The organism is Coprothermobacter platensis DSM 11748 (genome assembly GCF_000378005.1).
In the GTDB taxonomy this organism is placed as follows: Bacteria; Coprothermobacterota; Coprothermobacteria; order Coprothermobacterales; family Coprothermobacteraceae; genus Coprothermobacter; species Coprothermobacter platensis.
This window is the reverse complement of record NZ_KB899040.1, coordinates 834,671-858,873: the sequence shown is the minus strand read 5'-3', so window position 1 is coordinate 858,873 and position 24,203 is coordinate 834,671. Positions and strand designations below refer to the sequence as shown.

At 41.6% G+C, this 24,203-nt stretch carries 20 protein-coding genes and 1 tRNA gene; 15 read left to right on the top strand and 6 right to left on the bottom strand.

What is annotated here, in order from left to right:
- Window positions 1–9: 9 nt before the first annotated feature.
- Window positions 10–85 (top strand) — tRNA-Asn (locus D890_RS0104765).
- Window positions 86–419: 334 nt separating this feature from the next.
- Here the strand turns inward: D890_RS0104765 and D890_RS0104760 are convergent.
- The gene (locus tag D890_RS0104760) at window positions 420–908 is read right to left on the bottom strand and encodes a ferritin (RefSeq protein ID WP_018963368.1); all 489 of its coding nucleotides are present in this window, start codon (window positions 906–908) and stop codon (window positions 420–422) included.
- A 13-nt stretch (window positions 909–921) separates the two neighbouring features.
- The gene (locus tag D890_RS0104755; protein WP_018963367.1) at window positions 922–1,380 is read right to left on the bottom strand and encodes a peroxiredoxin; all 459 of its coding nucleotides are present in this window, start codon (window positions 1,378–1,380) and stop codon (window positions 922–924) included.
- A gap of 98 nt (window positions 1,381–1,478) precedes the next feature.
- Between D890_RS0104755 and D890_RS0104750 the strand changes: the two genes are divergently transcribed.
- On the top strand, window positions 1,479–2,339 hold the full coding sequence (locus D890_RS0104750) for a VIT1/CCC1 transporter family protein (RefSeq protein ID WP_018963366.1): 861 nt from the start codon (window positions 1,479–1,481) through the stop codon (window positions 2,337–2,339).
- Window positions 2,340–2,518: 179 nt separating this feature from the next.
- Here the strand turns inward: D890_RS0104750 and D890_RS0104745 are convergent, their stop codons facing one another.
- Window positions 2,519–3,682 carry an amidase domain-containing protein gene (locus D890_RS0104745; protein ID WP_018963365.1) on the bottom strand — a complete coding sequence of 388 codons (1,164 nt, stop codon included), beginning with the start codon at window positions 3,680–3,682 and terminating at the stop codon, window positions 2,519–2,521.
- An 88-nt stretch (window positions 3,683–3,770) separates the two neighbouring features.
- On the opposite strand from D890_RS0104745, the gene D890_RS0104740 reads away from it, so the two are divergent.
- The 4 genes from D890_RS0104740 (at window position 3,771) to hflX (ending at window position 10,007) form a co-directional block, all read left to right on the top strand.
- Window positions 3,771–4,910 (top strand): iron-containing alcohol dehydrogenase, encoded by a 1,140-nt coding sequence (locus D890_RS0104740; protein WP_026291321.1) that lies wholly within the window; start codon window positions 3,771–3,773, stop codon window positions 4,908–4,910.
- A 95-nt stretch (window positions 4,911–5,005) separates the two neighbouring features.
- On the top strand, window positions 5,006–7,342 hold the full coding sequence (gene mutS / locus D890_RS0104735; protein ID WP_018963363.1) for a DNA mismatch repair protein MutS: 2,337 nt from the start codon (window positions 5,006–5,008) through the stop codon (window positions 7,340–7,342).
- The gene (mutL, locus tag D890_RS0104730) at window positions 7,342–8,937 is read left to right on the top strand and encodes a DNA mismatch repair endonuclease MutL (RefSeq protein WP_018963362.1); all 1,596 of its coding nucleotides are present in this window, start codon (window positions 7,342–7,344) and stop codon (window positions 8,935–8,937) included. Before mutS ends, mutL begins: the two co-directional genes overlap by 1 nt.
- Window positions 8,934–10,007 carry a GTPase HflX gene (gene hflX / locus D890_RS0104725; protein ID WP_018963361.1) on the top strand — a complete coding sequence of 358 codons (1,074 nt, stop codon included), beginning with the start codon at window positions 8,934–8,936 and terminating at the stop codon, window positions 10,005–10,007. The genes mutL and hflX overlap by 4 nt, the downstream gene beginning before the upstream one ends.
- 10 nt (window positions 10,008–10,017) lie before the next feature.
- On the opposite strand, the gene D890_RS0104720 is transcribed toward hflX, so the two are convergent.
- From D890_RS0104720 to D890_RS0104705, 3 genes are all read right to left on the bottom strand, one after another.
- Window positions 10,018–11,253, bottom strand: coding sequence for a radical SAM/SPASM domain-containing protein (locus D890_RS0104720; RefSeq protein ID WP_245533141.1), 1,236 nt, complete (start codon window positions 11,251–11,253; stop codon window positions 10,018–10,020).
- 186 nt (window positions 11,254–11,439) lie between these two features.
- Window positions 11,440–12,513, bottom strand: coding sequence for a CDP-glycerol glycerophosphotransferase family protein (locus D890_RS0104710; RefSeq protein WP_018963358.1), 1,074 nt, complete (start codon window positions 12,511–12,513; stop codon window positions 11,440–11,442).
- On the bottom strand, window positions 12,504–13,193 hold the full coding sequence (locus D890_RS0104705) for a WecB/TagA/CpsF family glycosyltransferase (RefSeq protein WP_018963357.1): 690 nt from the start codon (window positions 13,191–13,193) through the stop codon (window positions 12,504–12,506). The genes D890_RS0104710 and D890_RS0104705 overlap by 10 nt, the downstream gene beginning before the upstream one ends.
- A 57-nt stretch (window positions 13,194–13,250) precedes the next feature.
- On the opposite strand from D890_RS0104705, the gene D890_RS0104700 reads away from it, so the two are divergent.
- Genes D890_RS0104700 through D890_RS0104660 form a run of 9 tightly spaced genes read left to right on the top strand, consistent with a single transcriptional unit; the run spans window position 13,251 to window position 24,179 of the window.
- Complete coding sequence (locus tag D890_RS0104700; protein WP_018963356.1) at window positions 13,251–14,567, top strand: cyclic 2,3-diphosphoglycerate synthase; 1,317 nt, start codon at window positions 13,251–13,253, stop codon at window positions 14,565–14,567.
- Window positions 14,568–14,570: 3 nt separating this feature from the next.
- Entirely contained in the window at window positions 14,571–15,509 is a 939-nt protein-coding gene (gene argF, locus D890_RS0104695) for an ornithine carbamoyltransferase (RefSeq protein WP_018963355.1), read from the top strand.
- 5 nt (window positions 15,510–15,514) lie between these two features.
- A complete protein-coding gene (locus D890_RS0104690) occupies window positions 15,515–16,453 on the top strand; it encodes a carbamate kinase (protein ID WP_018963354.1) in 939 nt (312 codons plus the stop codon).
- Window positions 16,450–17,247: a diadenylate cyclase CdaA gene (cdaA, locus tag D890_RS0104685; protein ID WP_018963353.1), complete on the top strand. Its 798-nt coding sequence runs from the start codon at window positions 16,450–16,452 to the stop codon at window positions 17,245–17,247. Before D890_RS0104690 ends, cdaA begins: the two co-directional genes overlap by 4 nt.
- Window positions 17,237–18,268, top strand: a complete 1,032-nt coding sequence (locus D890_RS0104680) for a CdaR family protein (protein ID WP_018963352.1) — start codon at window positions 17,237–17,239, stop codon at window positions 18,266–18,268. The genes cdaA and D890_RS0104680 overlap by 11 nt, the downstream gene beginning before the upstream one ends.
- Window positions 18,268–19,611, top strand: a complete 1,344-nt coding sequence (locus D890_RS0104675) for a phosphohexomutase domain-containing protein (protein WP_018963351.1) — start codon at window positions 18,268–18,270, stop codon at window positions 19,609–19,611. The genes D890_RS0104680 and D890_RS0104675 overlap by 1 nt, the downstream gene beginning before the upstream one ends.
- 7 nt (window positions 19,612–19,618) lie before the next feature.
- A complete protein-coding gene (gene glmS, locus D890_RS0104670; protein ID WP_018963350.1) occupies window positions 19,619–21,439 on the top strand; it encodes a glutamine--fructose-6-phosphate transaminase (isomerizing) in 1,821 nt (606 codons plus the stop codon).
- Between the two features lie 47 nt (window positions 21,440–21,486).
- Window positions 21,487–23,400 (top strand): methionine--tRNA ligase, encoded by a 1,914-nt coding sequence (metG, locus tag D890_RS0104665; RefSeq protein ID WP_018963349.1) that lies wholly within the window; start codon window positions 21,487–21,489, stop codon window positions 23,398–23,400.
- Window positions 23,397–24,179 (top strand): TatD family hydrolase, encoded by a 783-nt coding sequence (locus D890_RS0104660; protein ID WP_018963348.1) that lies wholly within the window; start codon window positions 23,397–23,399, stop codon window positions 24,177–24,179. Before metG ends, D890_RS0104660 begins: the two co-directional genes overlap by 4 nt.
- Window positions 24,180–24,203 lie beyond the last annotated feature (24 nt).

Here is a 24,203-nt window from a genome sequence, read left to right as displayed (position 1 = left end):
AGCAGAGGTTCCGGAGTAGCTCAATCGGCAGAGCAGCGGACTGTTAATCCGTTTGTTGCAGGTTCAAGTCCTGCCTCCGGAGCCATTTTTATTTCCTAAAAGATCTCCCGATTTGTTTTGTTACCCATATTTATGTTGTGCATTTCAAATGCTTATTAGTCGATTACGGGTTTTGCTTGAACTCCCATGTATCTGCTTTTGCCATTGCTATTTGGCAATTGACGTCACGTTCCAAATGCCTGAGCATGGGGATGGTATATAACAATCGTGTTAGGAACTTCAACTGATTATCTCAATTAAACTCAAGCTATTAACTTCACCATACATGGCTACGACCATGTCGTGTTTTTTGCATTAATAAAGAGAAGGCCTTCTATGCGAAGGCCTTCGGAACAGCAGCATATATATAAGAATTCTATTTATTCTCTATGGCCAAGTTCTTGATCCAGCATGAATAAACCTGCTGGCGTGTCGCCGATCATTTCAAGTTTCTTAACGATCTGTTCTGTTTGTGCTTCTTCCTCAACTTGTTCCTTTACGTACCACTGTAAGAACTCTACTGTAGCATAATCCTTCTGAGACTGACTCAGCTCCAAAACACTGTATATAGAATTTGTTATAAACTTCTCATGTTCGTAAGCATCTTGAAACGCTTTCATAGCAGATTCCCACGATTGTTGAGGTTTTTCTATGGTCATGAGATCGACTTTGCCGCCACGCTCCAAGATAAACCCATAAATCTTGTCTGCATGTTTTAGTTCTTCACCTGACTGTACTTTCATCCATTTAGCGAATCCAAATAAATTCTTCTGCTCGAAGTCAGCAGACATCGCTAAATACAAATAAGCTGAAGATAATTCCTTGTTTAATTGTTCATTTAATGCTTTCTGCACACTCTCATTAATCATTATCGGTTACCTCCTAACCTTCTGCTGCTTTAACAATATCATCATAAGGTGGTTCCTTACCCGGATCTTCGCTGACCCATGCGTAAACCACTTTGCCATTGTCTATTACGTAGACGGCCCTTTTTGCCACTGTATAATTTGGGACATCTGCGAAGTTGTTATGAACACCACCATACTGCTTAGCTACTTCTCCACCAAAGTCTGAGAGAAGAGGAAATTCTATACCATTTTGATCAGCAAATGCTTTGTTAGAGAATGGAGTATCTACGCTAATGCCAAACACGGTAGTTTTCAAATCATTAAACCTGGCCATCATGTCTCTAAAAGTGCACATTTCTTTAGTGCACACACTTGTAAAAGCCCCTGGATAGAATGCCAACACCACTTTGCCTGTGAGTGAAGAAAGTTTAACCTTCTTCATATTGTGGTCTACAAGTTCAAAATCTGGTGCATTACTTCCAACTGTTAGCATCTTTTTATCACCTCTAAGTAAGCCATACCCAAATGGGTGTATGTTTATTCAATACCACATATGAGACAATAAAAAAGAGAGAGGAGATGTTCAGCTCTATGAATGGTGAAGACAATGTTGTTCTAATTCTTCAAAGGAATGAGATCACAGAAGCAAGAGTTTATGGTTTTTTGGCAAGGCTCGCAAAAGGCGAAAACAAGGATATTTTAAGCCGCATCATGAAGGATGAATTAAGGCATTATCAAATGTGGAAAGAATTAAGTGGCAGAGACGTAGGGCCAAACATATGGAAAGTGTTTCTATATTCTTTTCTGGCTCTGGTTTTTGGTGTGACTTATACCATCAAATTGATGGAAACTGGGGAAAGCAAAGCTGGTGAATCTTATCAGCGCTTATCTGAACAATATGAGCAAGCACGCTCTATTTATATTGACGAAGAAAGACATGAGGAAGAACTATATAAACTGGTGCAAGAAGAAAAACTGTCTTATCTCGGTTCTATAGTTCTTGGTTTAAATGATGCCTTAGTTGAAATTACTGGAACGTTAGCCGGACTGACATTTGCTTTGGGTATAGCGAAGACTGTGGGGGTTTCTGGTTTGATTACGGGAGTGGCCGCTGCTCTGTCCATGGCTGCTTCTGAATACATGTCGCAGGTTGCAGATAAGAAAGCGAATCCCATGAAGGCTACCACTTATACGTTTATGGCCTATTTAATAGTGGTAATATTGCTCGTGCTACCTTACTTTCTTTTCAGCAGTGCTTTAACTGCATTCTTTGTGACTATAACGGTTGGTTTGCTTGTCATTGTTTACTATGCGTCGCTAGCTTCTCTCATAAATGAAAAACCGTTTGGAGGAACATTTCTGCAAATGTTATTAGTTGTATGGGGAGTTTCTTTAGTTTCTTTCGGTATCGGCGAATTGGCTCGTCTGCTTGGTATAACAGTTGCAGGTTAGTGGATTCTCTAATGCTAAATACGTAACCAATTGTCCTTAGAGCGTTTAGAACGCAAACTTTTGAGGTACCAACAAAGAAAATCAATGAGGCGCGAGTTTACTTACGTAAATCGCCTCTAATCGTAATTTACGGAGTTTTTAGGAATACGTAGAAACAGTGGTTGTATATATAAATGGACTTACCAACTATTAAGATAATACCAGCTGGAATGCGGTAAGACTGGTTCGTGAAATCGGTCATTGGTATGGGCATCAGTAAGAGTTTCTATGGTGTCATTGCGTACCACAATCATAGTATGGCCCTTATTTGTTGTAATTATTCCTCCTACTCTGATTTGCCATGGTTCCACTAAACGCACAACTTTTCTCTGGTTAAGCAGGTAATTACGTAATCCAGAAGAACTCGTCCATGGCCATCCATTGGAACTGTCTTTTAGACGTTCCCATCTACCTGCTGATATGCTTAAACCAGCGTAGTTTAGTGCTTGAGATGCAAAATCAGCACAGTCAGAGTCGCATAGGGAACTGCTATAAGGCCACTTTGTATTGTTCCATTTGCTAGGATCGCTGGCGACAGATGTTCCTGGACAGTATTTTACAGAATTACTTGTGTATTTATCCGCATATTCTGCAACTTTCCAAGGATCATAAAATGTTTTAGAAAGCGGCATGATCTTTCCACTGATAACTTGTTGCATATCTTTTTTGCCTTCATTAGTCATGTCTTCAGTGCTCAGTGGCTTGAATGAGGACAAATTCACGCGTTCATAATGCGGTTGTTCTACCATGACTTTCAACGAGCTTGTATTAATTGTCTTCGATGCGGTCAGCGGAACCGAGACATATAAAAACAAATAAGAATCGTAGCTACTTCCTATATATTTTGTCAACTCTTGATAGGTTTTATCCAGGAACGTAATAACTCTCTGTATTTGGTTTGATGTAAGCTGAGGGTTCTTCTGTTTAAGTATATTGACTTTCTGGGATTGCGCTTGGTTGAAGGGGTAATTTTGCAAGTTGAGTATTGAAAGGGCACCTTTTATATATGGCAAACTGTCAACCGTGCTATATTTGAGCGTTTTTGTGGCTTTTAACAAAGTAGTTGCCGTGTATGTTCCTTTAGTGGATTCTGATATGGTTGTGAGAGAAAGGCTCTTTATGTTATAGAAAGGCGCATAGTTTTTTTCGTATGTCTGCTTTATATACTGCTCCACTGATTGTTTTGGGGTAATGTAAGACGTTTTTTGAGCCGTACTTTGCGCAGGGGTAACTGCTGTAGTCTGTGCACACCCGGTGACCAGAAGAACCAGAACCGCAATCACAGATATAAGTTTTAGCTTCATAGAAAAAGTCTAACACGCTTTGTGACTATAAACATTGAATATCTTAAACATTCTGAGGGTAAAACGATTCATGGAGGTGAGTATGGACATGACTAATTTTACTTTTAGCAATCCTACACGCTTATTGTTTGGGGTGGGCAGAATACAGGAAATAGGTAAAGAAATAAAGAAGGAAGGTTGCAAAAAAATTCTTCTGGTAGCTGGTGGCGGATCTATAAAGAAAAATGGTGTATACGACACAGTAGCTACGTCTTTAAGAGAAAATGGCATCCAGTGGATAGAACTTTGGGGAGTAGTTCCGAACCCGGTTTTGAGTAAAGTTATGGAAGGTATACGCATGGCTAAGGACAATGATATTGATGGCGTCTTAGCCGTAGGAGGTGGCAGCACTATTGATACAGCTAAAGCTGTGGCGAGTGGCATTTACTTAGACGATGTATGGGCATCGTTTCTCGGAAAGGAAAAAATAGAAAAAGCACTTCCGTTGTTTGTTGTGTTAACAATCTCTGCTACGGGTTCTGAATCTAACGGAAACTTTGTCATAACCAATGAGGAAACAAAACAAAAGCTTGGGAATTATAGCCCGTTAGTTTATCCTAAAGTGAGCATCGTGGATCCTTCAGCACAGCAGACGTTGCCGTGGAATCAAACGGCTAATGGGGCATGCGATGCTTTAGCTCATATCATGGAAAGCTATTTTACGGGTGTAGGAAATGAAACTACGCTGTTCGTGGATGAAGCTCTAATGAAAGCCATAATTGACGCAACGGATAAGTTACTGATTAACCAAAAAGATATTGAAGCACGTTCAAATTTGGCATGGGCTGCAACATTAGCATTGAATGGCGTTAGCGCTTCGCAGCTAAAAGGAGATTGGGCTAGTCATGATATTGAACATGCCATAAGTGCTTTATACCCAGATGTGGCTCATGGCGCTGGGTTAGCAGTTGTTTTTCCTGCGTGGATAACGTTTGTTTGGAAAGAAAATGAACCAACCTTTAGGCGTTGGGCGAAGAATGTGTGGGACACAGATGATGTATTGGTTGCTGTGGAACGCATGAAAACCACATTTACACGATGGGATCTTCCTGTGTCCTTAAAGGCGTTGAGCATATCCAAAGATGCCATACCGTCGATTGCTGCAAAAGCCACAGAAGTGGGAAAGCCGGGAACGGTAAAGAAATTGAGTACTGAGGACGTGGCTAAAATATTGGAAATCGCTTATTAGGGTAACCGTAGCTGGATTTGATTTTAGGGCCTTAAACTGCTATCCTGACATTGTTCAGACCTGCGGTTTTTCGTAAAAACGATTAGAATATCATTATGAAAGATAATGAACTGACGCCTATGGCTGCCCAGTATTGGGAGCTTAAACAGGACGTGGGTGATGACGTTCTGCTCGCCTTCCGACTGGGCGATTTTTATGAATTCTTCTACGATGATGCTGTTAAAGCATCAGAAGTTCTGCAAATTGTGCTCACATCCAGAGAATTTGGGAAAGGTAATCGTGTTCCCATGTGCGGGGTGCCTCATCACGCTTTTGAATCCTATGTTGCTCGTTTGGTGGGAGAAGGATTCAAAGTCGCTGTTTGCGAACAAATGGAAGATCCAAAAAAGGCTAAAGGATTGGTGAAAAGAGATATTATTCGTATTTATACTCCTGGTACGTTCGTGGAAGGAACCCAAGACCATGTATGGCTTGCTATTTTACGTATAAAGCACCAGTTGGTAGAGTTGCTCTTCTTAGACGTAACTACAGGAGATTTCATGCTTGAAAAAGTACCCGTTACAGAAGGCTTAAATACTATTGAGGATTATTTTTACACATTTATGCCACGAGAACTACTGATTCCCGTTGAATCGGCGGATCATCCATTGGTGAAAAAACTGTTGGGCAAGTTGTATACATTGCCCGTGACAGTAGTAGAAGACGCGCACAATTTGGAAGATATAGGTAAGAAATATCTTGCTTCGCTTAAGGCAAATGCACAAATTAGTTTGCGAAAAGAAGACGAAGAGCACATGGAAATTCCACCAGAAGCCGTGCGAGCATTAGAACTTATTTATAATCCTGTGACTAACTCAAAAAAAGGCTCCCTATTAGAACTGCTTGACTCGACGTTGACCCCTATGGGGCATCGGGAGTTGTATAAGCGAATAATATCTCCATGGGCAAACGTTGAATCAATAAATCAGCATTTAGATTTAGTGGAATACATGGTTCTGCACCCTTCAGTCCTGGAAGATGTTCGGGAAAAACTTAGAGGAACAGCTGATGTGGAAAGGATATTAAACATATTGCAAGAAGGCACTAATGTAAAAGTAAAGCAACTTCTTGATACAAAAGAGGCCTTAATTAAGTTTCAATCTATCACGCACACAGAAATAAATGATTTGGTAAAAAAACCTGCTCCAAATGTGAGCGATGTTGTAGACTTGCTGGAAAAAAGTTTAACGGGAAATGACGGCGATGTGGGATCTGGCGACATTATAAACCCAGAGTGGGATGAAGAGCTGAAACAACTTTTGATTTTTGAACGAGAGAGCCAAAAATGGCTTGCCTCATTTGAAACGTCAGAAAAAGAAAAAACGGGCATTAAGAATCTTAAAGTAGGCTACAATGATACATTTGGCTATTACATCGAAGTCCCCAAATCGCGATCCAATGATGTTCCCGATTACTACATGAAGCGTCAGACATTAGTTAACGGCGAACGTTTCGTAACAAAAGAGTTGTTAGAGTTTGAGTCCAAGGTACAAGATGCCTTTGCACGCATAGAAGAACGAGAGACTGATTTATTCAAAGTTTTGGTAAAAAAAGTCGCTGAGCACTCCGAAGATTTAACAAAAGTTGCTGAGTGGCTTGCCTATTTAGATGTCGCTGCGTCTTTGAGTTTAACTGCAAGAAAACTTGGCTGGACGCGTCCCAAAATTGTTTCGGAAAGGGTGCTTAGAATCAAGAACGGCAAGCATCCGGTAGTGGAATGGTACAGCGATGTGCCTTTTGTGCCAAACAGCGTAGATTTAGGCGGCGATATTGTTACCGCTTTGGTCACCGGGCCAAATATGGCTGGGAAGTCTACTTTTTTGAGGCAAACGGCCATTATCGTTTTACTAGCACATATGGGTAGTTTTGTACCCGCAGAGGAGGCAGTCTTACCTCTGACAAGAAAAATCTTTGCACGTATGGGTGCTGCGGATGAAATCATCTATGGTCGTAGTACATTCATGGTGGAAATGACACAAATAGCACGTATTTTAAGAGAGAGTGATGATTATTCACTTGTGGTCATCGATGAAGTGGGCAGAGGCACTGCTGTAGCAGATGGTCTAGCCATTGCGTGGGCCATCGTAAAAGAACTTTCACTGAGGAAGAAAAAGCCTTTTGCTCTTATATCCACGCATTATCCAGAAATTGCCGAGCTTTCAGCCGATTTACCTGTGCGTTTCTTAGCGGCTCAAGTGGCTGAGACAGAGGAGGGCTTGACGTTTCTCTATAGAATTGAAGAAGGTGTGTCTGATAAGGCATACGGTCTTCAGGTAGCAGCATTAGCTGGCATTCCTCAGCATGTACTTAAAGAGGCGGATAAGGTATTCCAAAAACTGAGTAACCAAGAACTTTTTGAGAAACCTGAAGCAAAACAAATGAGGCTGTTTTAATGATAAGAGAACTGTCTGAAAATTTACGTTCTAAGATAGCTGCAGGTGAAGTTATTGAGCGACCGGTTTCAGTAGTGAAGGAACTCGTGGAGAACGCTATCGATGCTCATGCTAATGATATAAGAGTTTCAGTTATTAATGGTGGTTTAGATGAAATCATAGTAATTGACAACGGTTCAGGGATAGCATTTGACGAACTTCCCATGGCGGTGAAACGTTTTGCCACGAGCAAAATTACTTCAGAGGAAGATCTCGATAATATTCTTACTCTTGGCTTCCGCGGTGAAGCTTTAGCAAGCATTGGTGATGTTGCAGATCTGACCATTTTTAGTTCTGATGGGAATTCTTCTGGAGAAATTCAAGTAAGAGGGGGCAACATACTTTTTCACAAGCAGACAGCTTCACCTAAAGGTACTCGCGTTGTAGTACGCGATTTGTTTTTTAATTTGCCTGCAAGAAGAAAATTTCTTAGAAGTAGTTCCACAGAGTTTTCACAAATACAAAAAATGCTCCAGTCATTCGTACTACTTTACCCTCAGATAAGCTGGACGTTCACTAATGAAAAGGGTATGGTTTGGCATGTGACACCTGACATGGCAGATGAGGAGCGTTTCTACAGCCTATTTGGACAAAAAGCAACGATGCGTTCTGTAAGTACAGACCATGGCACGTTAAGCGCTTATGTGAATCCCAGTGTGGCTGGAGAACTTATCCTTGCTGTTAATGGACGATTAATCAAGGGTTCTGCATATTATCAGGTGCTGAGAATTATTAGACAATTGTGGAATGGGGCAAGTCTGCCGGTGATTGTGCTATCACTCCTGGTTGATCCGTCGGATATAGATGCCAATGTGCATCCTCAAAAAATGGATATTCGCTTTCGCTCTTACGGTTGGCTTAATCAGGTGGTTGATGAACTTATAAAGAGTCTTTTCTCATCAGACAAAACTATAGATAATGGAGCCGTTTCGTTTGAAAACCAATCTCTTGATCTCATTGATTCAAGAACCGTGCCTGTTAATGATGCACATGCAGATTATAATCTGCTGTTTTCTATGGACTTTAATGGAATTTCAACCTCAGCCGGGAAAACTTTTGAGATCAAGGATTATTTGTATGATACATTTATCCTCGTTAAACGCAATGGGACATATGAACTTTGGGATCAGCATGCAGTAAACGAAAAAATAAACTACTGGAGACTCTCTTCTCTTTATGGTGTGCAGTATTTATTGGAACCACTTTTTTCTAATGTCGATGGGGAAACAGCTGTCGCTCTTGAGCAGATGGGATTCGATTTGCAGGAGGTTAGAGGTGGTTACTTAATAAAAGCGGTGCCGACACTACTACTTCTAAGCAGATCTTTGGACACCATCATATCGGATGTACAGTCTGTGAAAGGTAACATTGAAAAAGTGCGTGCCGACTTGGCTTGTAGATCATCAGTAAAGGCCGGACAAAAACTAACTGTTATGGAAATGGAAGCGTTGATCTCAGAAGGCTTGAAAGTGCTGGATATCAATTATGATCCCCACGGCAGGCCAGCAATCGTATCGTTAGATGAACAGCTCATTAGGAGATTGTTCAATAGATGAGAGCCATTGTCGGTTACCTTGTGCATGATCGGATAGATCCCGCTTTTATGGAATATGACATACAAGAAATCAAAGAATTAGCGCATGTCATAGGTTTCGACGTAGATACTGTAGTTGTTCAAAAGAGGCAACCGGATGTGAAGTACTTTATGGGTGAAGGAAAAGTACGCGAGCTGTCTGTATTAGTACAAGAGAAAAGAGCAGATGCAGTTATCTTTAACGAGGAGCTGTCTCCTCGTCAGGTTCGAGCTTTAGAACCGATTCTTGAACCTGCTCAGGTTTGGGATCGCACGCAAGTAATATTGGAAATATTCAAGAGGCGAGCGGTGACAAAAGAAAGTAAGTTACAAGTGGAACTTGCCCGACTCAATTACCTTTACCCAAGGCTTTACGGCTTAGGCGGTGTAATGTCACGCCTCGGTGGTGGTATAGGTACCAGAGGACCAGGGGAAACAAAGCTTGAAGTGTTGAAGCGCGTTATTAGGAGGCGCATAAACAGGTTAGAAGAACAGCTAAGCGAAAATAAACGTAGAAGGATTGTCACTGGTATAAAAAGGCAAAAAGGTACTTACCAAGTTTCCATAGTGGGTTACACCAATGCTGGCAAATCTACTTTGTTAAATGCACTATCAAAAACAACGAAACCTACTTATGCTGATGCTAATGTTTTTGCTACTCTGGATACACGTTATAGACGCTTTGCTGTACTGGATAAAAAGCCTGTAGTTTTGGTAGATACTGTAGGATTTGTTAATTTCATGCCCGAAAAAGTCTTGGATGCATTTAAATCTACGTTAGAAGTTATACAAGACAGTGACCTTATACTGCATGTTTTGGATCTGACCAGTCCCATAATGGATGAACAAGAAAGTACTGTTCTTCGAATCATTAACGAGCTCGGAGCAGGAGATGAACCTATCATAAAAGTCTATAACAAACTTGATGCTTATGATGGACCGTTGCTAAAAGATGGAATCTCCATATCTGCTTTGGATGGTACGAATTTAGACACATTGAAAAACATGATTGTTCGTATGCTGAAAAGCAGTTCTTCTGAGGTCACTCAATAGGAATACAGTTTTACTTTTGGAGTATAGCATTAGCCGCTAATGCGTATTGAAGGCGCATTTTAACGATTTCACAGGTTATAGGAGTTTGTCCATAGATACTTCCTGTGGAGAAGTAATTTTCTGCGTGGCATCCGCCTCCACACAATGCTCTTGCCCAGCAATCTTTGCAATGGGCCTTATTAAGGGCATGCGCTTTCAAGAAATCTGGGTGTGCTTTTACATCCTGCATTAGAACATTTCCCATGGAAAACGTAGCTACATTGTCGAATTGGTGGCACGGATAAATGTAACCTTGCGGATTTACAACCACATATTCAACACCTGCACCGCACCCTGTAAATCGTCTCACCACTGAAGGAGGGTTTATGGGGTTCAGTTCAAAATGATAGTAGTAGAAACGTTCTCCGGAAAGTGCTTTTTCAATATAAAAAGAAGCCAACTTTTCGTACTCACTTCTAATTTTGGGCAGGTCTTCTGTCGTTATGCTCCAAGGCATTCCCTGACCTGTTACCGGTTCCATGGATATGGTTTTAAACCCTTCATTGACAAGGAATTTCACATAATCAGAAAAATCTAAAGTTTGGTGAGTAAAGGTGCCTCTAACAAAGTAATTACTGCCTTTTCTGCGCCGTTCTACTTCCTTAAAGGCTGCAATGGATCTTTCAAAAGTTCCATTGCCTGCCTTATCAACCCTGAATGTATCATGTATTTCCTTTGGTCCATCTATCGATAATGTTAAATTGACACCATATTCATCCAGAAAATCAAGTTTTTCTTCATTCAGAAGCAAACCATTGGTTGTAAGGGAGAAACGGATGCGTTTGGCATTTTTCTCTGCTTGTTCTCTTGCATATATTAGCGTGTGCGATACCGTTTCCCATGCCAAAAGTGGTTCTCCTCCAAAAAAATCTATGTCAACCCATGAGGAAGGCGATTTCATTAATCTGTCAACTGCAGCTTTTGCCACATCTTCAGACATTATACCTTTTGAGCCACCGTAATCACCTTGTTGAGCGAAACAATAAGTACAAGCCATATTACACATGTGGGTCACATTTAGGCATAATGCACTAAAATGACGTGGCTCATTTTCTAAACGGTTTTTAAGCCAATCCGTTGATGGAACTTCTGGTAAAACAGCTTCTACATCTTCAGGAGTCACTCCACACTGAACAGCTTCAAAGGTGTCCTTGTCTACTTCAAAACAGGAACCCGTTTCTTCATGGACGATGAAGAAACGGTCCATTAAATTAAAAGGATAAAGAGACACTGTTAATTTTCTGGCTCAAAAGTTACGTTACTTACTGTGGCAGACGTTTTGCACGCTGTCTGGCACGCACCTTTAAAATCATCATTCTTTGTTATTTCATTTTTTATAATGATTTTTACCATGTTTGTCAAAACCTCCTTTTGTTCAATAAATATTTTAACATTACAGCCATGAGAAGTTTTTACCTAAAAATCGTTCAGCTTTTTTCTTATATAGGTCTTTTTTAAAGTCAGAAGAATGAAGTAAAGAGTTCTGCACAAATTGCTTTTGGTCTCTTATATCTTTTTTCGCATGCATAATCGCCTCAGCTGCTTTTTCTCCGCTGGTGCCATCACGCACTGCAAACCATGTTTGACAAGCCGTTTTTCGTTGTTGCAAGTAGGGATCTCCAGTTAATGCCTTTACTATATACTCTTCGAGTTTTGACTCATCGCTTGTATGCAGTGCAAATTTTCGTACCACATGCTCCAAACTATTCGGTGTTGTGTTTGGAAAATCTTCGGCTCCCGGGATATCTGCCAATACCAGCGCTTTTTGGGCTAACACCGCATCAAATATAGCACCTGAGTAATCAGAAACTACCACATCTGCCGATGACAATAAAGGAAGTATATCCACATCTCCACCAAGAATCTTTACTTTGGAAAAAACTTTATTTAACTCTTTGGCATCTGTTCCATGGTGTGTTTTTACCAAAACATTATATTCATTGGACATTTTGCTCAGCACAGGAATTACCCAATGCAATGTTGACAGATCATCATAGGTAGGCAAGTACAATATAGTCTTTTTCGCTCTATCTACTTCATAGGGCTGCACTTCGCCTTTAAACCAACTATCAAACTTGGGATTGCCTACCTTTGTTGTATGTCCATAAAAGGATAGCATTTCGCTGTCGTAGTCACCATACACCAAGAATTCATCAAAAAACATATTCCACCAGCCATAATTCCACGTAGCCTTACTAAGTCCATAGACCATTCGTACAAATGTCTTATCACTGTGTTCTTGGTAAACAAGAGGAGTAAGGAAAGGGCATACAAACACGTCGAAATCTTCCAAAACCGTGCTGTTGGCAACCGCATCCAGTGCTTTTCCTTCAAAAAAAACGCGTGCTGATCTGTATTGTTTTGGGTTAGATTCTACCAAAACGTATGAACTATTCTTGATGTGCTTTTTTACAGGCTCAAACAGGTAATAATGGAACGGCGTTGTACAAACGAATGCTATCTGCATGTCACATTAAACTGAAACGCTTTCATCAGTCTACGCCAGCGCTTTGGGTCGAGGCCTGCCCTCCAAAGCCACTCCAGGTGTAAATCACGCATTAATTTCGGTGCCCTTTTCTTTACGCCGGCCCAAACATCAAAACTGCCACCAATACCTAATGCCAACTTAACACCCAGTTCTGGTTTATTTCTGTAAATGAATAAGTCTTGTTTGGGTGACCCTGTTGCTACCAATAAAACATCCGCTCCACTTTTGCTTATCTTCTCCAAGGTTTCTTCTTCTTTCGCATAGCCGTTTTCTATTCCTACCACATTAAAAGTGTATCGCTTTTTTAAGTTTTTAATCGCTCGCTCAGCCACGCCAGGCGTAGCCCCATAGAAGAAGAAAGATAATTTTTCCCCTTTTGAAAGTATATATTCAGCCAATTCAATACCAGGTTGACGTTCCAGAGTATATCCTTTGCGCTTAGCTGCAGCCACAATTCCTATTCCGTCAGGTATGACAAACGTTGCATCATGAATCGCTTGTTTTAACGCAGAATTCGTCCTGGATTCATAAGCCATTTCAGGGTTTAGTGTGATTACTTGTTTAGTTGCGTATAACGAAGCATCGGCTTGTATACTGTTGTATATTTCTGCAAAGTCGACCTTATCAACGCGTATGCCACAAAAAAAATAGCTCTCCATTGGCTATAATTTTAACATCGGAATAAACTTGACCACCAAATTTGAGGAGGTGTCCAAATGAAGAAACGAGTAATCATCATGGGAGCTGCGGGGCGAGATTTTCACAATTTCAATGTGTTTTTCAGAGACAACGATGAGTATGAGGTTGTTGCTTTTACTGCTACCCAGATTCCAAACATTGAAGGAAGAAAATATCCAGCTGTTTTGGCAGGCTCACTCTATCCCAACGGAATTGATATCTATCCTGAATCTGAACTTGATAACTTGATAAAGAAGTTCAATGTCGATTTAGTTGTGTTCAGTTACTCTGATGTTCCGCATGAGTACGTTATGCATAAGGCTTCTCAGGCGATGGTAGCAGGAGCCTCTTTTATGCTTCTTGGACCAAAGCAAACAATGGTGAAATCTACAAAACCTGTTATAGCCATATGCGCTGGCAGAACCGGTTCAGGAAAGAGCCAAACTACACGTCGTGTTGTAGAGATTCTCAGAGACATGGGAAAGAAAGTCGTCGTCGTTAGGCACCCCATGCCCTATGGAGATTTGGCTGAACAGAAAGTACAACGTTTCGCCACGTATGAAGATTTAGATATACAGAAATGCACCATAGAAGAGCGTGAAGAATATGAACCACACATAGATCGCGGAGCTATTGTTTATGCAGGTGTAGATTATGAAGCTATTCTGCGCCAGGCCGAACAGGAAGCTGATGTAGTGCTATGGGACGGCGGCAATAACGATTTTCCATTCTATCAGCCTGACCTTATGATCACTGTTGTTGATCCACACAGACCGGGGCACGAAGTCACTTATCATCCGGGTGAAATAAACGTACGTATGGCAGATGTTATCGTTATCAATAAGGAAGATACGGCAGATTTCGAAGATATTGAAATGGTCAGAGAAAATGTCCGTAACGTTAATCCCAATGCAGTTATAATAGATGCGGCTTCACCGTTGTTCGTAGAAGATATAAGCAAGATTGCTAACAAAAAGGTTGTTGTAGTAGAAGATGGACCTACACTTACCCATGGTGGTATGTCTTATGGTGCTGGGTACATTGCCGCAATAAAGTATGGTGCAAGTGAAATTGTTTCTCCAAAACCTTATGCTGTGGGCACTATTGCTTCCACATACGCCAAATATGGCCAAGTGGAAGATGTATTGCCAGCTATGGGTTATAGCGATCAGCAAATAAAGGATTTGGAAGTTACTTTGAATAACGTTCCTGCTGACGTGGTTGTGTCTGGCACTCCTATCGACATAAGCAGATTGGTGAAACTGAATAAGCCCATCGTGCGCGTAGGATATGAGCTGGAAGAAATTGGCAAACCAACACTCCAAGATATAATCCACGAGAAGATGGGGTGGTAAGACGTGTCAGTTAAGCTAAAAGGTAGAGATTTGCTCTCTATTGCTGATCTTACCGAAGAAGAGTTTTGGGAGCTACTGGAGTTTGCAAAACTCCTTAAGCTGGAAACACTTGCAGGTAAGAGGCACGAGTACTTGAAGGGCAAGACATTGGCCATGATCTTCCAAAAGCCATCTACCAGAACGCGTGTGGCATTTGAGGTTGGCATGTACCAATTAGGTGGTTATCCACTTTATCTTTCTTCAAACGACATGCAATTGAGGCGTGGAGAAACCATAGCTGATACAGCGCGCGTATTGAGTCGTTTTGTCGACGGTATCATGGCTCGTGTGTTTGATCATCAGGATGTTGTCGACCTCGCGAAGTACTCAAATGTACCTGTAATCAATGGCCTGTCAGATGAAGAGCATCCCAGCCAAGTTCTTGCAGATTTCTTGACGATATGGGAGAAGTTCGGTACGCTTAAGGGCTTGAAGCTTACTTACGTAGGAGATGGCAATAACGTTGCCCATTCTCTTATGCTTGCTGCTGGTTTAGTTGGAATGAACATTGCTGTTGCTACGCCGGAAGGTTATGAACCAAAATCTTATTACGTCGAAAAAGCGAAAACGCTTGCATCGAAACATGGTAGTTCTGTAGAAGTACTTAGAGACCCTCTCCAGGCGGTAAAGGATGCGGATGTAGTTTACACGGATGTTTGGGCTTCCATGGGTCAAGAATCGGAACACGAAGAAAGAGTGAAATTGTTTATTCCATATCAAGTAAACCCGAAGCTCATGGAGCATGCTAAAGCAGATGCAGTGTTTATGCACTGCTTGCCGGCTCATCGTGGAGAAGAAGTAGTAGATGAAGTAGCTGACAGTTCTCAATCAGCGATTTTTGATGAAGCAGAGAATCGGCTTCATGCTCATAAAGCCATTCTGGCTATGCTTTTGGGAGATTAAAAAACATGACGAAATTGGTCCTTGCTTTAGGTGGAAATGCACTGCAACTATCTGATGGGCCAGATGGTATAGAAGGGCAGCAGTACGCCGCTGGGCGTACTGCTGCCCAACTGTTTAAGCTGGCAGCGGATAAGAGTATCAGCTTGGCTGTAACGCACGGTAACGGCCCTCAGGTTGGTACAGAGCTTTTACGTCATGATAAGGCTAAAGATGTTGCTACACCTTTCCCTCTTGATGTGTTGGACGCTACAACCGAGGGTTATATTGGTTACGTACTTCAAAATGCTTTTCAAAACGCTCTTTCCTTATCTGCGGATGTGAGGAGCTTTGTTTCTTTGGTCACACAAGTCGTGGTTGACAAAGAAGATTCGGCTTTTCAGAATCCGAGCAAGTTCGTGGGCCCTGTATACGATTATGAAACAGCTAAGAACCTCGAAAAAGAGAAGGGGTGGGTCTTTAAGGAAGACAAGGGGCGTGGATACAGACGTGTTGTCCCTTCCCCTATGCCACGCAGAATTGTTGAGTTGGATGCAATAAGGGCGCTCATGGATGTTAATATCGTGCCTATTACTGTTGGTGGTGGAGGAATACCGGTTATCGAAGAAAATGGCATTCTTAAAGGTGTTGAAGCCGTTATCGACAAAGACCTTGCTTCTTCTCTGCTGGCAGTAGAGTTAAAGGCTGAGCAATTTGTTATATTGACACAGGTTGATAAAGTTTACATAAACTTTAAGACAGATAGGCAGCAGTCCATTGAACGTGCCAATCTGGATTATTTAAAAGAACTTTATGATGAAGGTCATTTCCCCGCAGGTTCTATGGGGCCTAAAATTCTGGCTGCTATAAAGTATTTGGAGCGAGTAGATGGACAAGTTGCCATCGGCTCTTTAGATGAAGCGGAAGCTGTTGTAAGGGGAGTTGCTGGTACAATAATTTATCGATGATCAACGCATTGTTGCCAAGTTTTGGAACAATTCTGGGAGCCGTCATCGACATTGCCTTGGTGACGGCGTTATTGTATTGGCTTTTATCTAGCATATATGGGACCAGAGGGTACCATTTGGCTCGTGGTCTCTTAATCATACTTGCCGGTTTGGCTGTTTTAAGTTGGTTAGGAAGGCTGTTTTCTTCTTTACAACTGACACGGTGGGTGTTTAACAATGTGGCCACTATGATGATCTTTGCCATACCCGTTATTTTTCAGCCCGAATTAAGACGGGCTTTGGAAGAATTTAGCCTTGATCCATTCAGGAATTTGTTCCGTCCCGTTAAGGAATATGATATGGAACAAGTTATCAGTGAAGTAGTCAGAGCAGCAGAACTTCTTTCTGCAAATAGGACTGGGGCTCTGATTGTGTTCGAAGGTAATGTTGGATTAAAGGATATCATTGCGCAGTCGGGAACTATGTTAAATGCGGAAGTCTCTGCTGACTTACTCCTTTCCATTTTTAACACGCGCAGTCCACTTCATGATGGGGCTGTGGTCATTAGAAAAGACCGCATTGTTGCCGCTCGTGTGATTTTGCCATTAGCGGATAGACGTGGTGACCATATCGGTACACGCCATCGAGCTGCCATTGGCATCACAGAAGAAACGGATGCTGTAGCATTAGTGGTTTCAGAGGAAACGGGTGTCATAAGTTTTGCTTACAAAGGTCATTTAACACGGTATGTAGAGCTAAAAGATTTGCCATTCATATTAGAATCATTTATATCTGGTGGGAATCATGAAGCGTGAAAACAAAAACAGAAAACCATTTAAATTTTCTGATAAAACAAAATTGCTACTTCTTTCTTTCATCATTGCGCTTGGTTTGTGGTCTTCTGTAGCGGCAGGCAGTCTGCCAGTTAGATTGACTCAGAAGGTTGAGATATTACAAGTTAATGGCCAAGCTAATTGGTATTATGAAGTAACGCCGTCTACTGTTGACGTAAGCTATGATGTGCCTTTAATCGGCGAAAAGGAACCTCCAGTTGTGTTTGTACGATTAGATCAAGCAAAGTGGGGAGATCAAGAACTCCCGTTGCAAACATTTGCTCCTACCTCTGGTGAAGTTATTTCTCTGAATCCTGAGAAAGTAAAAGTGCATGTAGAACCCATTGTTAGTAAGCTAATGCAAGTCAATGTTGTCAATATGAAAGTTGAACCTGGGCAAGTTATCGTTACCGGGCCTGAAACGGCTGTTGCTCAGGTGACCGATATAAAGGTGCAAAGTCCGCTAACAGGTGCAGAATCCATGCAACTTAAACCGATAGCCGTGGATAAGAACGGAAAAGAAGTAGATAACGTAAAGATTAGCCCTGATTTAATCACTGTAACAATCGAACAGGCTAAAGATACAGTGACAATGCAAGTTCCAGTACTTCCTCAATTTGATGTGCCCAATAATGTTTTTTTAAAGGGTTATACGATTACACCGCGTGTTGTGACAATTCAGGGAACAAGCAGTGTAGTAGACGCTATCTCGTTTATTAACACTGCAAAAATTAGTGTTGCTTCGGGCAGTAGTTCTGTGAACGTAGCTTTAGTCTTGCCAACCGGTATAAAAGTGCTTGAGCCTTCCTCTGGTTGGGTAAAGGTTTCATATTCTGCTGAGACGATGACTGCCACAGAATTGCTTGTAGATGGGCATCTTTATAGCTTTTTGTGCCCTTCGTCACTTCAAATAACAGCTTCAGATATCGTAGTGACGCCCAGTGGCGAACTCACAGACTATCCTACAAGTTGCGTATTTTTAGGAAAAGGAGGCAATTTCTAATGCCTAAAATGTTTGGAACAGACGGAATACGTGGACGATCTAACAAAGAAATGACCCCTGAGTTGGCTTTTAACTTAGGGAAAGCCATAGCTATCATGTTAAGACAATCACACTTAAAAAGGAATAGACCATTGGTAGGTGTAGCGCAAGACACCAGAACATCAAGCAATATGCTGTTTACTGCACTTAGTTCAGGGCTCATGTCTTATGGTGCAGATGTACTGTATTTTGGTGTTCTACCGACACCTGGTTTGTCCATGCTCACAAGACAATTCGAAGCGGACGCTGCAGTTATGGTTTCTGCGTCGCACAATCCAATGGAGGACAATGGCCTAAAAGTGCTCAGTAGCATGGGATTGAAGCTTCAAGAAGCAGAAGAAGAAATATTAGAAGAACTCATGGTTCAAGGTAATAAAGCTGTTTCGTGGCCGGAAATTGGGCAACTTTATAATGTACCGAACAGTAATGAACTTTACGGTGACAAAATCTTAGAGAAATCCAAAATTAATCTTAATCAAATTCCGGTTGTTGTTGATGTCGCTCATGGCGCTACTTATGCGGCGGCTCCCTACGTTTTAAAGAAAGCTGGCGCTCGCGTTCACGTTTTGTTTGCGACTCCAGATGGTTACTGGATAAATCACGAATGCGGTTCTACGCACCTTGATCCGCTGATAAGTGTCGTAAAAGCATTGGATGTGCCAATCGGTTTTGCTTTTGATGGTGATGGAGATCGCGTCATGGCAGTTACGAAAAGTGGTCGTGTTTTAGATGGTGATGACTTGATGGCAATACTTGTCGAATACTTGGCAAAAAAACAGCTTTGGGATCCTAAGATAGTGGTGGGAACTGTTATGACAAATAGTGGTCTTGAAGAGTTTTTACAAAAGATGGGAGGGGAACTCTTAAGGACCAATGTCGGAGACAAGTATGTCTCCGATACCATGCGTGAAACAGGAGCCATGGTTGGAGGGGAACCGTCTGGTCACATTATCTATACGCCGATGAATATTACTGGCGATGGCATTGGTATTATGGCATCCATTCTAAGCATTCTTTCAGAGCTTGATGCTGAACCTGAAGACTTGCTCGTTGATGTGAAAAAGAAAATGCAACGGACAGTGAATGTATCGTTGGGTAAGCGCATAACGTCAGACTTTGATTTATCTGCGTATCCTGAATTGGACAAAATTGTAAACGACTTTTGCCGCGACGGAATGAGGATTGTTCTAAGACCATCTGGTACAGAGCCGTTACTTCGCATAACCATTGAAGGAAATGAGAAGCAAGTGGCGAAAGCGCTGGACACCATTGTGCCTATTGCCGAGCGCCTTTTTAAGGAGTGACTTAGCGATGTGCGGTATTGTGGGGTATGTAGGACCTAAAGACGCTTACGATATTCTCATCGAATCATTAAAAAAACTTGAATATAGAGGTTACGATAGTAGCGGCGTAGCACTAAAAACAAATGATGGCATATTTATAGCTAAAAAGAAAGGGCGTATTTCTGAGCTCGAAAGTGACATTATGGATGTTCCCACTTCTCATTTGGGAATTGCACATACACGATGGGCTACGCATGGTGCACCGAAGGATGAAAATGCTCATCCACACACAGATTGTACAGGTACTATTGCAGTAGTCCATAACGGAATTATAGAGAATTATCGTGAGCTAAAGGCATCGTTGGCACAAAAAGGACACAAGTTTACATCAGAGACGGATACAGAGGTCGTAGCTCATCTTTTGGAGGAATATTACCAAGGAGATATCCTTTCTGCCTTGTTCAAGATTCTTCCCTTATTAAAAGGGGCGTTTGCATTAGGCATAATCAGTTTAAAAGAGGAACGTATATTAGCAGTGAGGCAGGATTCTCCATTGGTTATTGGGCTTGGCAGCGGCGAGAACTTTTTGGCATCTGACATACCTGCTCTCTTATCACACACAAAGGAATTTGTCATAATGGAAAATGGCCAAGTTGCCGACATTAGAGCAGACCATGTGGATATGTACGATTTTGATGGTGACGACATACCGTTGAAAATAACGCATGTAGATTGGGACGAAGCTCAAGCAGAAAAAGGTGGTTACGATCATTTCATGATTAAAGAAATCATGGAGCAAGATCAGGCTATAAAGAACACTCTTTTGGGACGTGTGATTGATAATCACGTTATTCTTGAGGAGTTAACTCCATTGCAGGAAAAACTGCAAAAAACTGAGCGTATTTACATAACAGCCTGCGGCACGGCTTACCATGCCGGTATGGTGGGAGCGTATCTTTTAAGACACATGGCTGGCTTGGATGTGGAAATAGAGGTTGCCAGTGAATTTCGTTATGCAAAACATCATTGGCATGATAATTCCATAGGGCTTGTTATAAGTCAATCTGGTGAGACAGCGGACACACTGCAAGCGCTCAGACTTATGCAGGCTGATGGCATTCCTGTGATTTCAGTAGTTAACGTGTTGGGTAGTTCTGTCTATAGGGAGGCTGATGCGTCACTCCTTACGCAAGCAGGCCCTGAAATCGCTGTTGCTTCTACCAAGGCTTACAGTACACAACTCGCTGTACTTTACCTTTTTGCTATTTACATGGCTCGGCTGAAGGGCCTCTTAGACAACGAGGCAGAAAAGCACATATTGCAGGAGCTTTGGAATGTACCAGAAAAAGTAAGAGTAGTGCTGAATCAAGCTCATACCATAAGAGAAATTGCTCAAGATACCTACAAGACAAATGACATCTTTTTCATCGGAAGGCAATTGGACTATATGTTAGCTCTGGAGGGATCACTAAAACTCAAAGAGATATCCTATATCCATAGTGAGGCATTCCCCGCAGGAGAACTCAAACATGGTCCTTTAGCTTTGGTAACAAGCGATACACCTACCATTGCTATCCTGATGCAAGAAGATATCATGGAGAAAACCATAAGCAACGTATCAGAGGTTAAAGCTCGTCAAGGAGATGTGTTCGTGCTCGCTTTTGAACGCAACAAGAAAGCACTTCACGATATTGGCAGATGGGCATTTTTCGTTCCTGATACACTGCCGCTCCTTGGACCGTTGGTGGGCATACCTGTGTTACAACTTTTTGCATACTACAACGCGGTACTTCGTGGTACAGATGTTGATAAGCCGCGAAATTTGGCAAAGTCGGTAACCGTGGAGTAAGAAATTCAATCAGAAGTTAATCATATTTGTTTGGAGGCGAAAATGTTATGGGACGATATTATGTCACCACACCTATTTATTATGTGAATGCCGAGCCACATGCGGGAAGCGCCTATACTACCATATTTGCAGATGCACTGGCACGATATCATAGACTCGTAGGTGATGAAACATTTTTTCTAACAGGAACAGACGAGCATGGTCAAAATATTATGAAAGTAGCTTCAGAGCGGGGCATAAACCCTCAGGCGTTTGTAGATGAAATGTCAGATAAGTTCAAACAGGCTTGGACGTTTTTACGCATTTCTAACGATGATTTTATAAGGACAACCCAACCACGGCACGAAAGAGTTGTTCAGCATGCCATGGACGTCATGTACAAAAATGGTGATATTTATTTGGGGACCTATAACGGCTGGTACTGTTCAAAATGTGAAACGTTTTATGGGGAAAATGAACTTGTGGATGGTAACTGCCCCATACATCATACCCCAGTAGAATTTGTTTCTGAGGAATCTTATTTCTTTAAATGGAGTAAATATCAAGAGCCATTGCTCGACTTATATAAATCTAATCCAGAGTTTGTTGTACCTAATACGAGGTTAAACGAAATACGCTCCTTCATAGAGCGAGGTTTGAAAGATATATCAGTAACGCGTACAAGTGTGCCCTGGGGTATAACAGTTCCATTTAATTCGCATCATACGGTCTATGTGTGGTTTGATGCACTGCTAAACTACATTTCGGCTTTAGGATATGGCGAAGAAAATAACGAAATGAAGTTCTGGCCAGGTGTGCATTTAATCGGTAAGGACATTCTTAGACATCATGCTGCTATGTGGCCTGCTATGCTTATGAGCTTAGGTTTACCTGTGCCCAAGAAAGTTGTTGCTCACGGATGGTGGCTGGTTTCTGGACAAAAAATGTCTAAGAGCATAGGAAACATTTTTAGCCCTTATGACTTAGCTAATCACATCAAAGATACGGTTAATGTTAATGAAGATACGGCTGTGGACGCATTGAGGTATTTTATGCTTGTTGCAGGTCCTCAAAAAGACGACGCGGACCTTTCACTGGAAGCGCTTTGGAATGTTTATAATGCCGACTTGGCTAATGATTTTGGAAATCTGCTGCATCGTGTTATCGGTTTTATGAAGAAGAAGAACATAGAAAGTGTTCATAAAACCACTGGGGGACGGTTTTCAAGGATATCAGAGGTTGTCGCGGACGCCTTAATTAAATACCGTTCTGCCTTTGAAAATGAAGATCCTCAAGGTGCTTTAATTGCAGCCATGAGTATAGTGAAGTTCCTGAATGATTACCAAGATAAAGAAAAACCGTGGTCGTTGAGCGGCGATGACTTGAATGAAATGCTATATGCCGAGTTGGAAGCATTTAAAGTTGTAACAGCCATGCTTAGCCCAGCTATGCCCTCAGTTTCTAAACAGATAGGTGAAACGTTAAGATGTGACATATCCTTGCTCTTTGGAGAAACAGCTGCATTTTCACCGGATTTAAATGAACCACCTTTATTCCCACGATATAAAGAAGAAAAAGTCTCTTCGGACACAGAACCTAACGTTAGCGAAACAGTAACAAAAAAGGACGAACCGGCTAAAGATGAACAAAAACCTCTCATTGAATATGATCTGTTCTCTCAAGTTGATTTGCGTGTAGCACTTATAGAAGCTGCTGAACGCGTGCCCAAGAGCGATAAACTTATAAAGTTATCTGTTGATCTTGGACCTCTCGGCAAACGTACCGTTGTTGCTGGCATCGGTTTGAAGTATCAGCCTGAGGAATTGGTGGGAAGAAGAATAATTGTCGTTGCTAATTTGCAACCAAGAAAGCTCATGGGTGTTCTTTCTGAAGGCATGCTTCTTGCAGCTACAGGAGAAGATGGCTTACCAAACTTGCTCTCCTGTGATGGAAATCCAGAACCTGGAACAAGGATAAAATGACACCTTCATATATCGATAGCCATACGCACTTGCAAGATGATGCGTTTGACGATGATCGCGATGAAGTATTAAAAAAGGTGAGGTCCAGCCTTGTTTCGTTTCTTTGGGTCGGATACGATATTGAGTCATCAAAAAAGGCTTTAGAACTGAGAAATGAGAGCGAGCCGGTGGCGGTTGGGGTTCATCCCCATGACGCTACTGGCTCAGTGGATGAACTGAAAAAATGGGAATATCTTTACCAGCAGGCTGATGCTGTTGGGGAAATAGGTTTAGATACAGTAAGGTCACAAACTAAGCCAGATGATCAGCTTCTATGGTTTAAGAGGCAGCTTGAGATAGCGCTTTATTATAATAAGCCTGTCATTATTCACGAAAGAGAAGCATTTGACGCTGTAATGGACGTTTTTAACACTTACAGAATAAATGTTCCCGTTATTTTCCATTGTTTCTCCCACGGAAGCAAAGAAGTTTTGCAAGTACTTAAAAAGGATTTCTTTATTTCATTTACAGCGAACATTACCTATCCAAAGTCTGATGACATACGTGCTGCTCTGTCTGTGGTACCTTTGGACCATTTATTATTGGAAACGGATAGCCCTTATTTACCTCCTCAAATCATTAGGGGAAAACGAAATGACCCGACTTTCGTCGTGGAAGTGTATAAGAAAACTTGCGAACTCCGTGGCATTGACATGGAGTACCTGAGTACTCAAGTACTGGAGAACTTTACTTCTGTATTCCCTACAACGCTGCCTTTCCTTAAACATAATGTTCAGTAAAGGCAGTGTTAATGTTATATTAAA

What these genes read in the sequence shown, in the direction of transcription:
- D890_RS0104750 (WP_018963366.1), top strand. Translation starts at nt 1,479, where the DNA reads ATGAATGGTGAAGACAATGTTGTTCTAATTCTTCAAAGGAATGAGATC.
- D890_RS0104760 (WP_018963368.1), bottom strand. Translation starts at nt 908, where the DNA reads ATGATTAATGAGAGTGTGCAGAAAGCATTAAATGAACAATTAAACAAG.
- D890_RS0104710 (WP_018963358.1), bottom strand. Translation starts at nt 12,513, where the DNA reads ATGCAGATAGCATTCGTTTGTACAACGCCGTTCCATTATTACCTGTTT.
- D890_RS0104680 (WP_018963352.1), top strand. Translation starts at nt 17,237, where the DNA reads ATGAAGCGTGAAAACAAAAACAGAAAACCATTTAAATTTTCTGATAAA.
- D890_RS0104660 (WP_018963348.1), top strand. Translation starts at nt 23,397, where the DNA reads ATGACACCTTCATATATCGATAGCCATACGCACTTGCAAGATGATGCG.
- D890_RS0104705 (WP_018963357.1), bottom strand. Translation starts at nt 13,193, where the DNA reads ATGGAGAGCTATTTTTTTTGTGGCATACGCGTTGATAAGGTCGACTTT.
- glmS (WP_018963350.1), top strand. Translation starts at nt 19,619, where the DNA reads ATGTGCGGTATTGTGGGGTATGTAGGACCTAAAGACGCTTACGATATT.
- D890_RS0104755 (WP_018963367.1), bottom strand. Translation starts at nt 1,380, where the DNA reads ATGCTAACAGTTGGAAGTAATGCACCAGATTTTGAACTTGTAGACCAC.
- D890_RS0104675 (WP_018963351.1), top strand. Translation starts at nt 18,268, where the DNA reads ATGCCTAAAATGTTTGGAACAGACGGAATACGTGGACGATCTAACAAA.
- D890_RS0104740 (WP_026291321.1), top strand. Translation starts at nt 3,771, where the DNA reads ATGACTAATTTTACTTTTAGCAATCCTACACGCTTATTGTTTGGGGTG.
- mutL (WP_018963362.1), top strand. Translation starts at nt 7,342, where the DNA reads ATGATAAGAGAACTGTCTGAAAATTTACGTTCTAAGATAGCTGCAGGT.
- D890_RS0104745 (WP_018963365.1), bottom strand. Translation starts at nt 3,682, where the DNA reads ATGAAGCTAAAACTTATATCTGTGATTGCGGTTCTGGTTCTTCTGGTC.
- D890_RS0104720 (WP_245533141.1), bottom strand. Translation starts at nt 11,253, where the DNA reads ATGGACCGTTTCTTCATCGTCCATGAAGAAACGGGTTCCTGTTTTGAA.
- metG (WP_018963349.1), top strand. Translation starts at nt 21,487, where the DNA reads ATGGGACGATATTATGTCACCACACCTATTTATTATGTGAATGCCGAG.
- D890_RS0104700 (WP_018963356.1), top strand. Translation starts at nt 13,251, where the DNA reads ATGAAGAAACGAGTAATCATCATGGGAGCTGCGGGGCGAGATTTTCAC.
- mutS (WP_018963363.1), top strand. Translation starts at nt 5,006, where the DNA reads ATGAAAGATAATGAACTGACGCCTATGGCTGCCCAGTATTGGGAGCTT.
- hflX (WP_018963361.1), top strand. Translation starts at nt 8,934, where the DNA reads ATGAGAGCCATTGTCGGTTACCTTGTGCATGATCGGATAGATCCCGCT.
- D890_RS0104690 (WP_018963354.1), top strand. Translation starts at nt 15,515, where the DNA reads ATGACGAAATTGGTCCTTGCTTTAGGTGGAAATGCACTGCAACTATCT.
- cdaA (WP_018963353.1), top strand. Translation starts at nt 16,450, where the DNA reads ATGATCAACGCATTGTTGCCAAGTTTTGGAACAATTCTGGGAGCCGTC.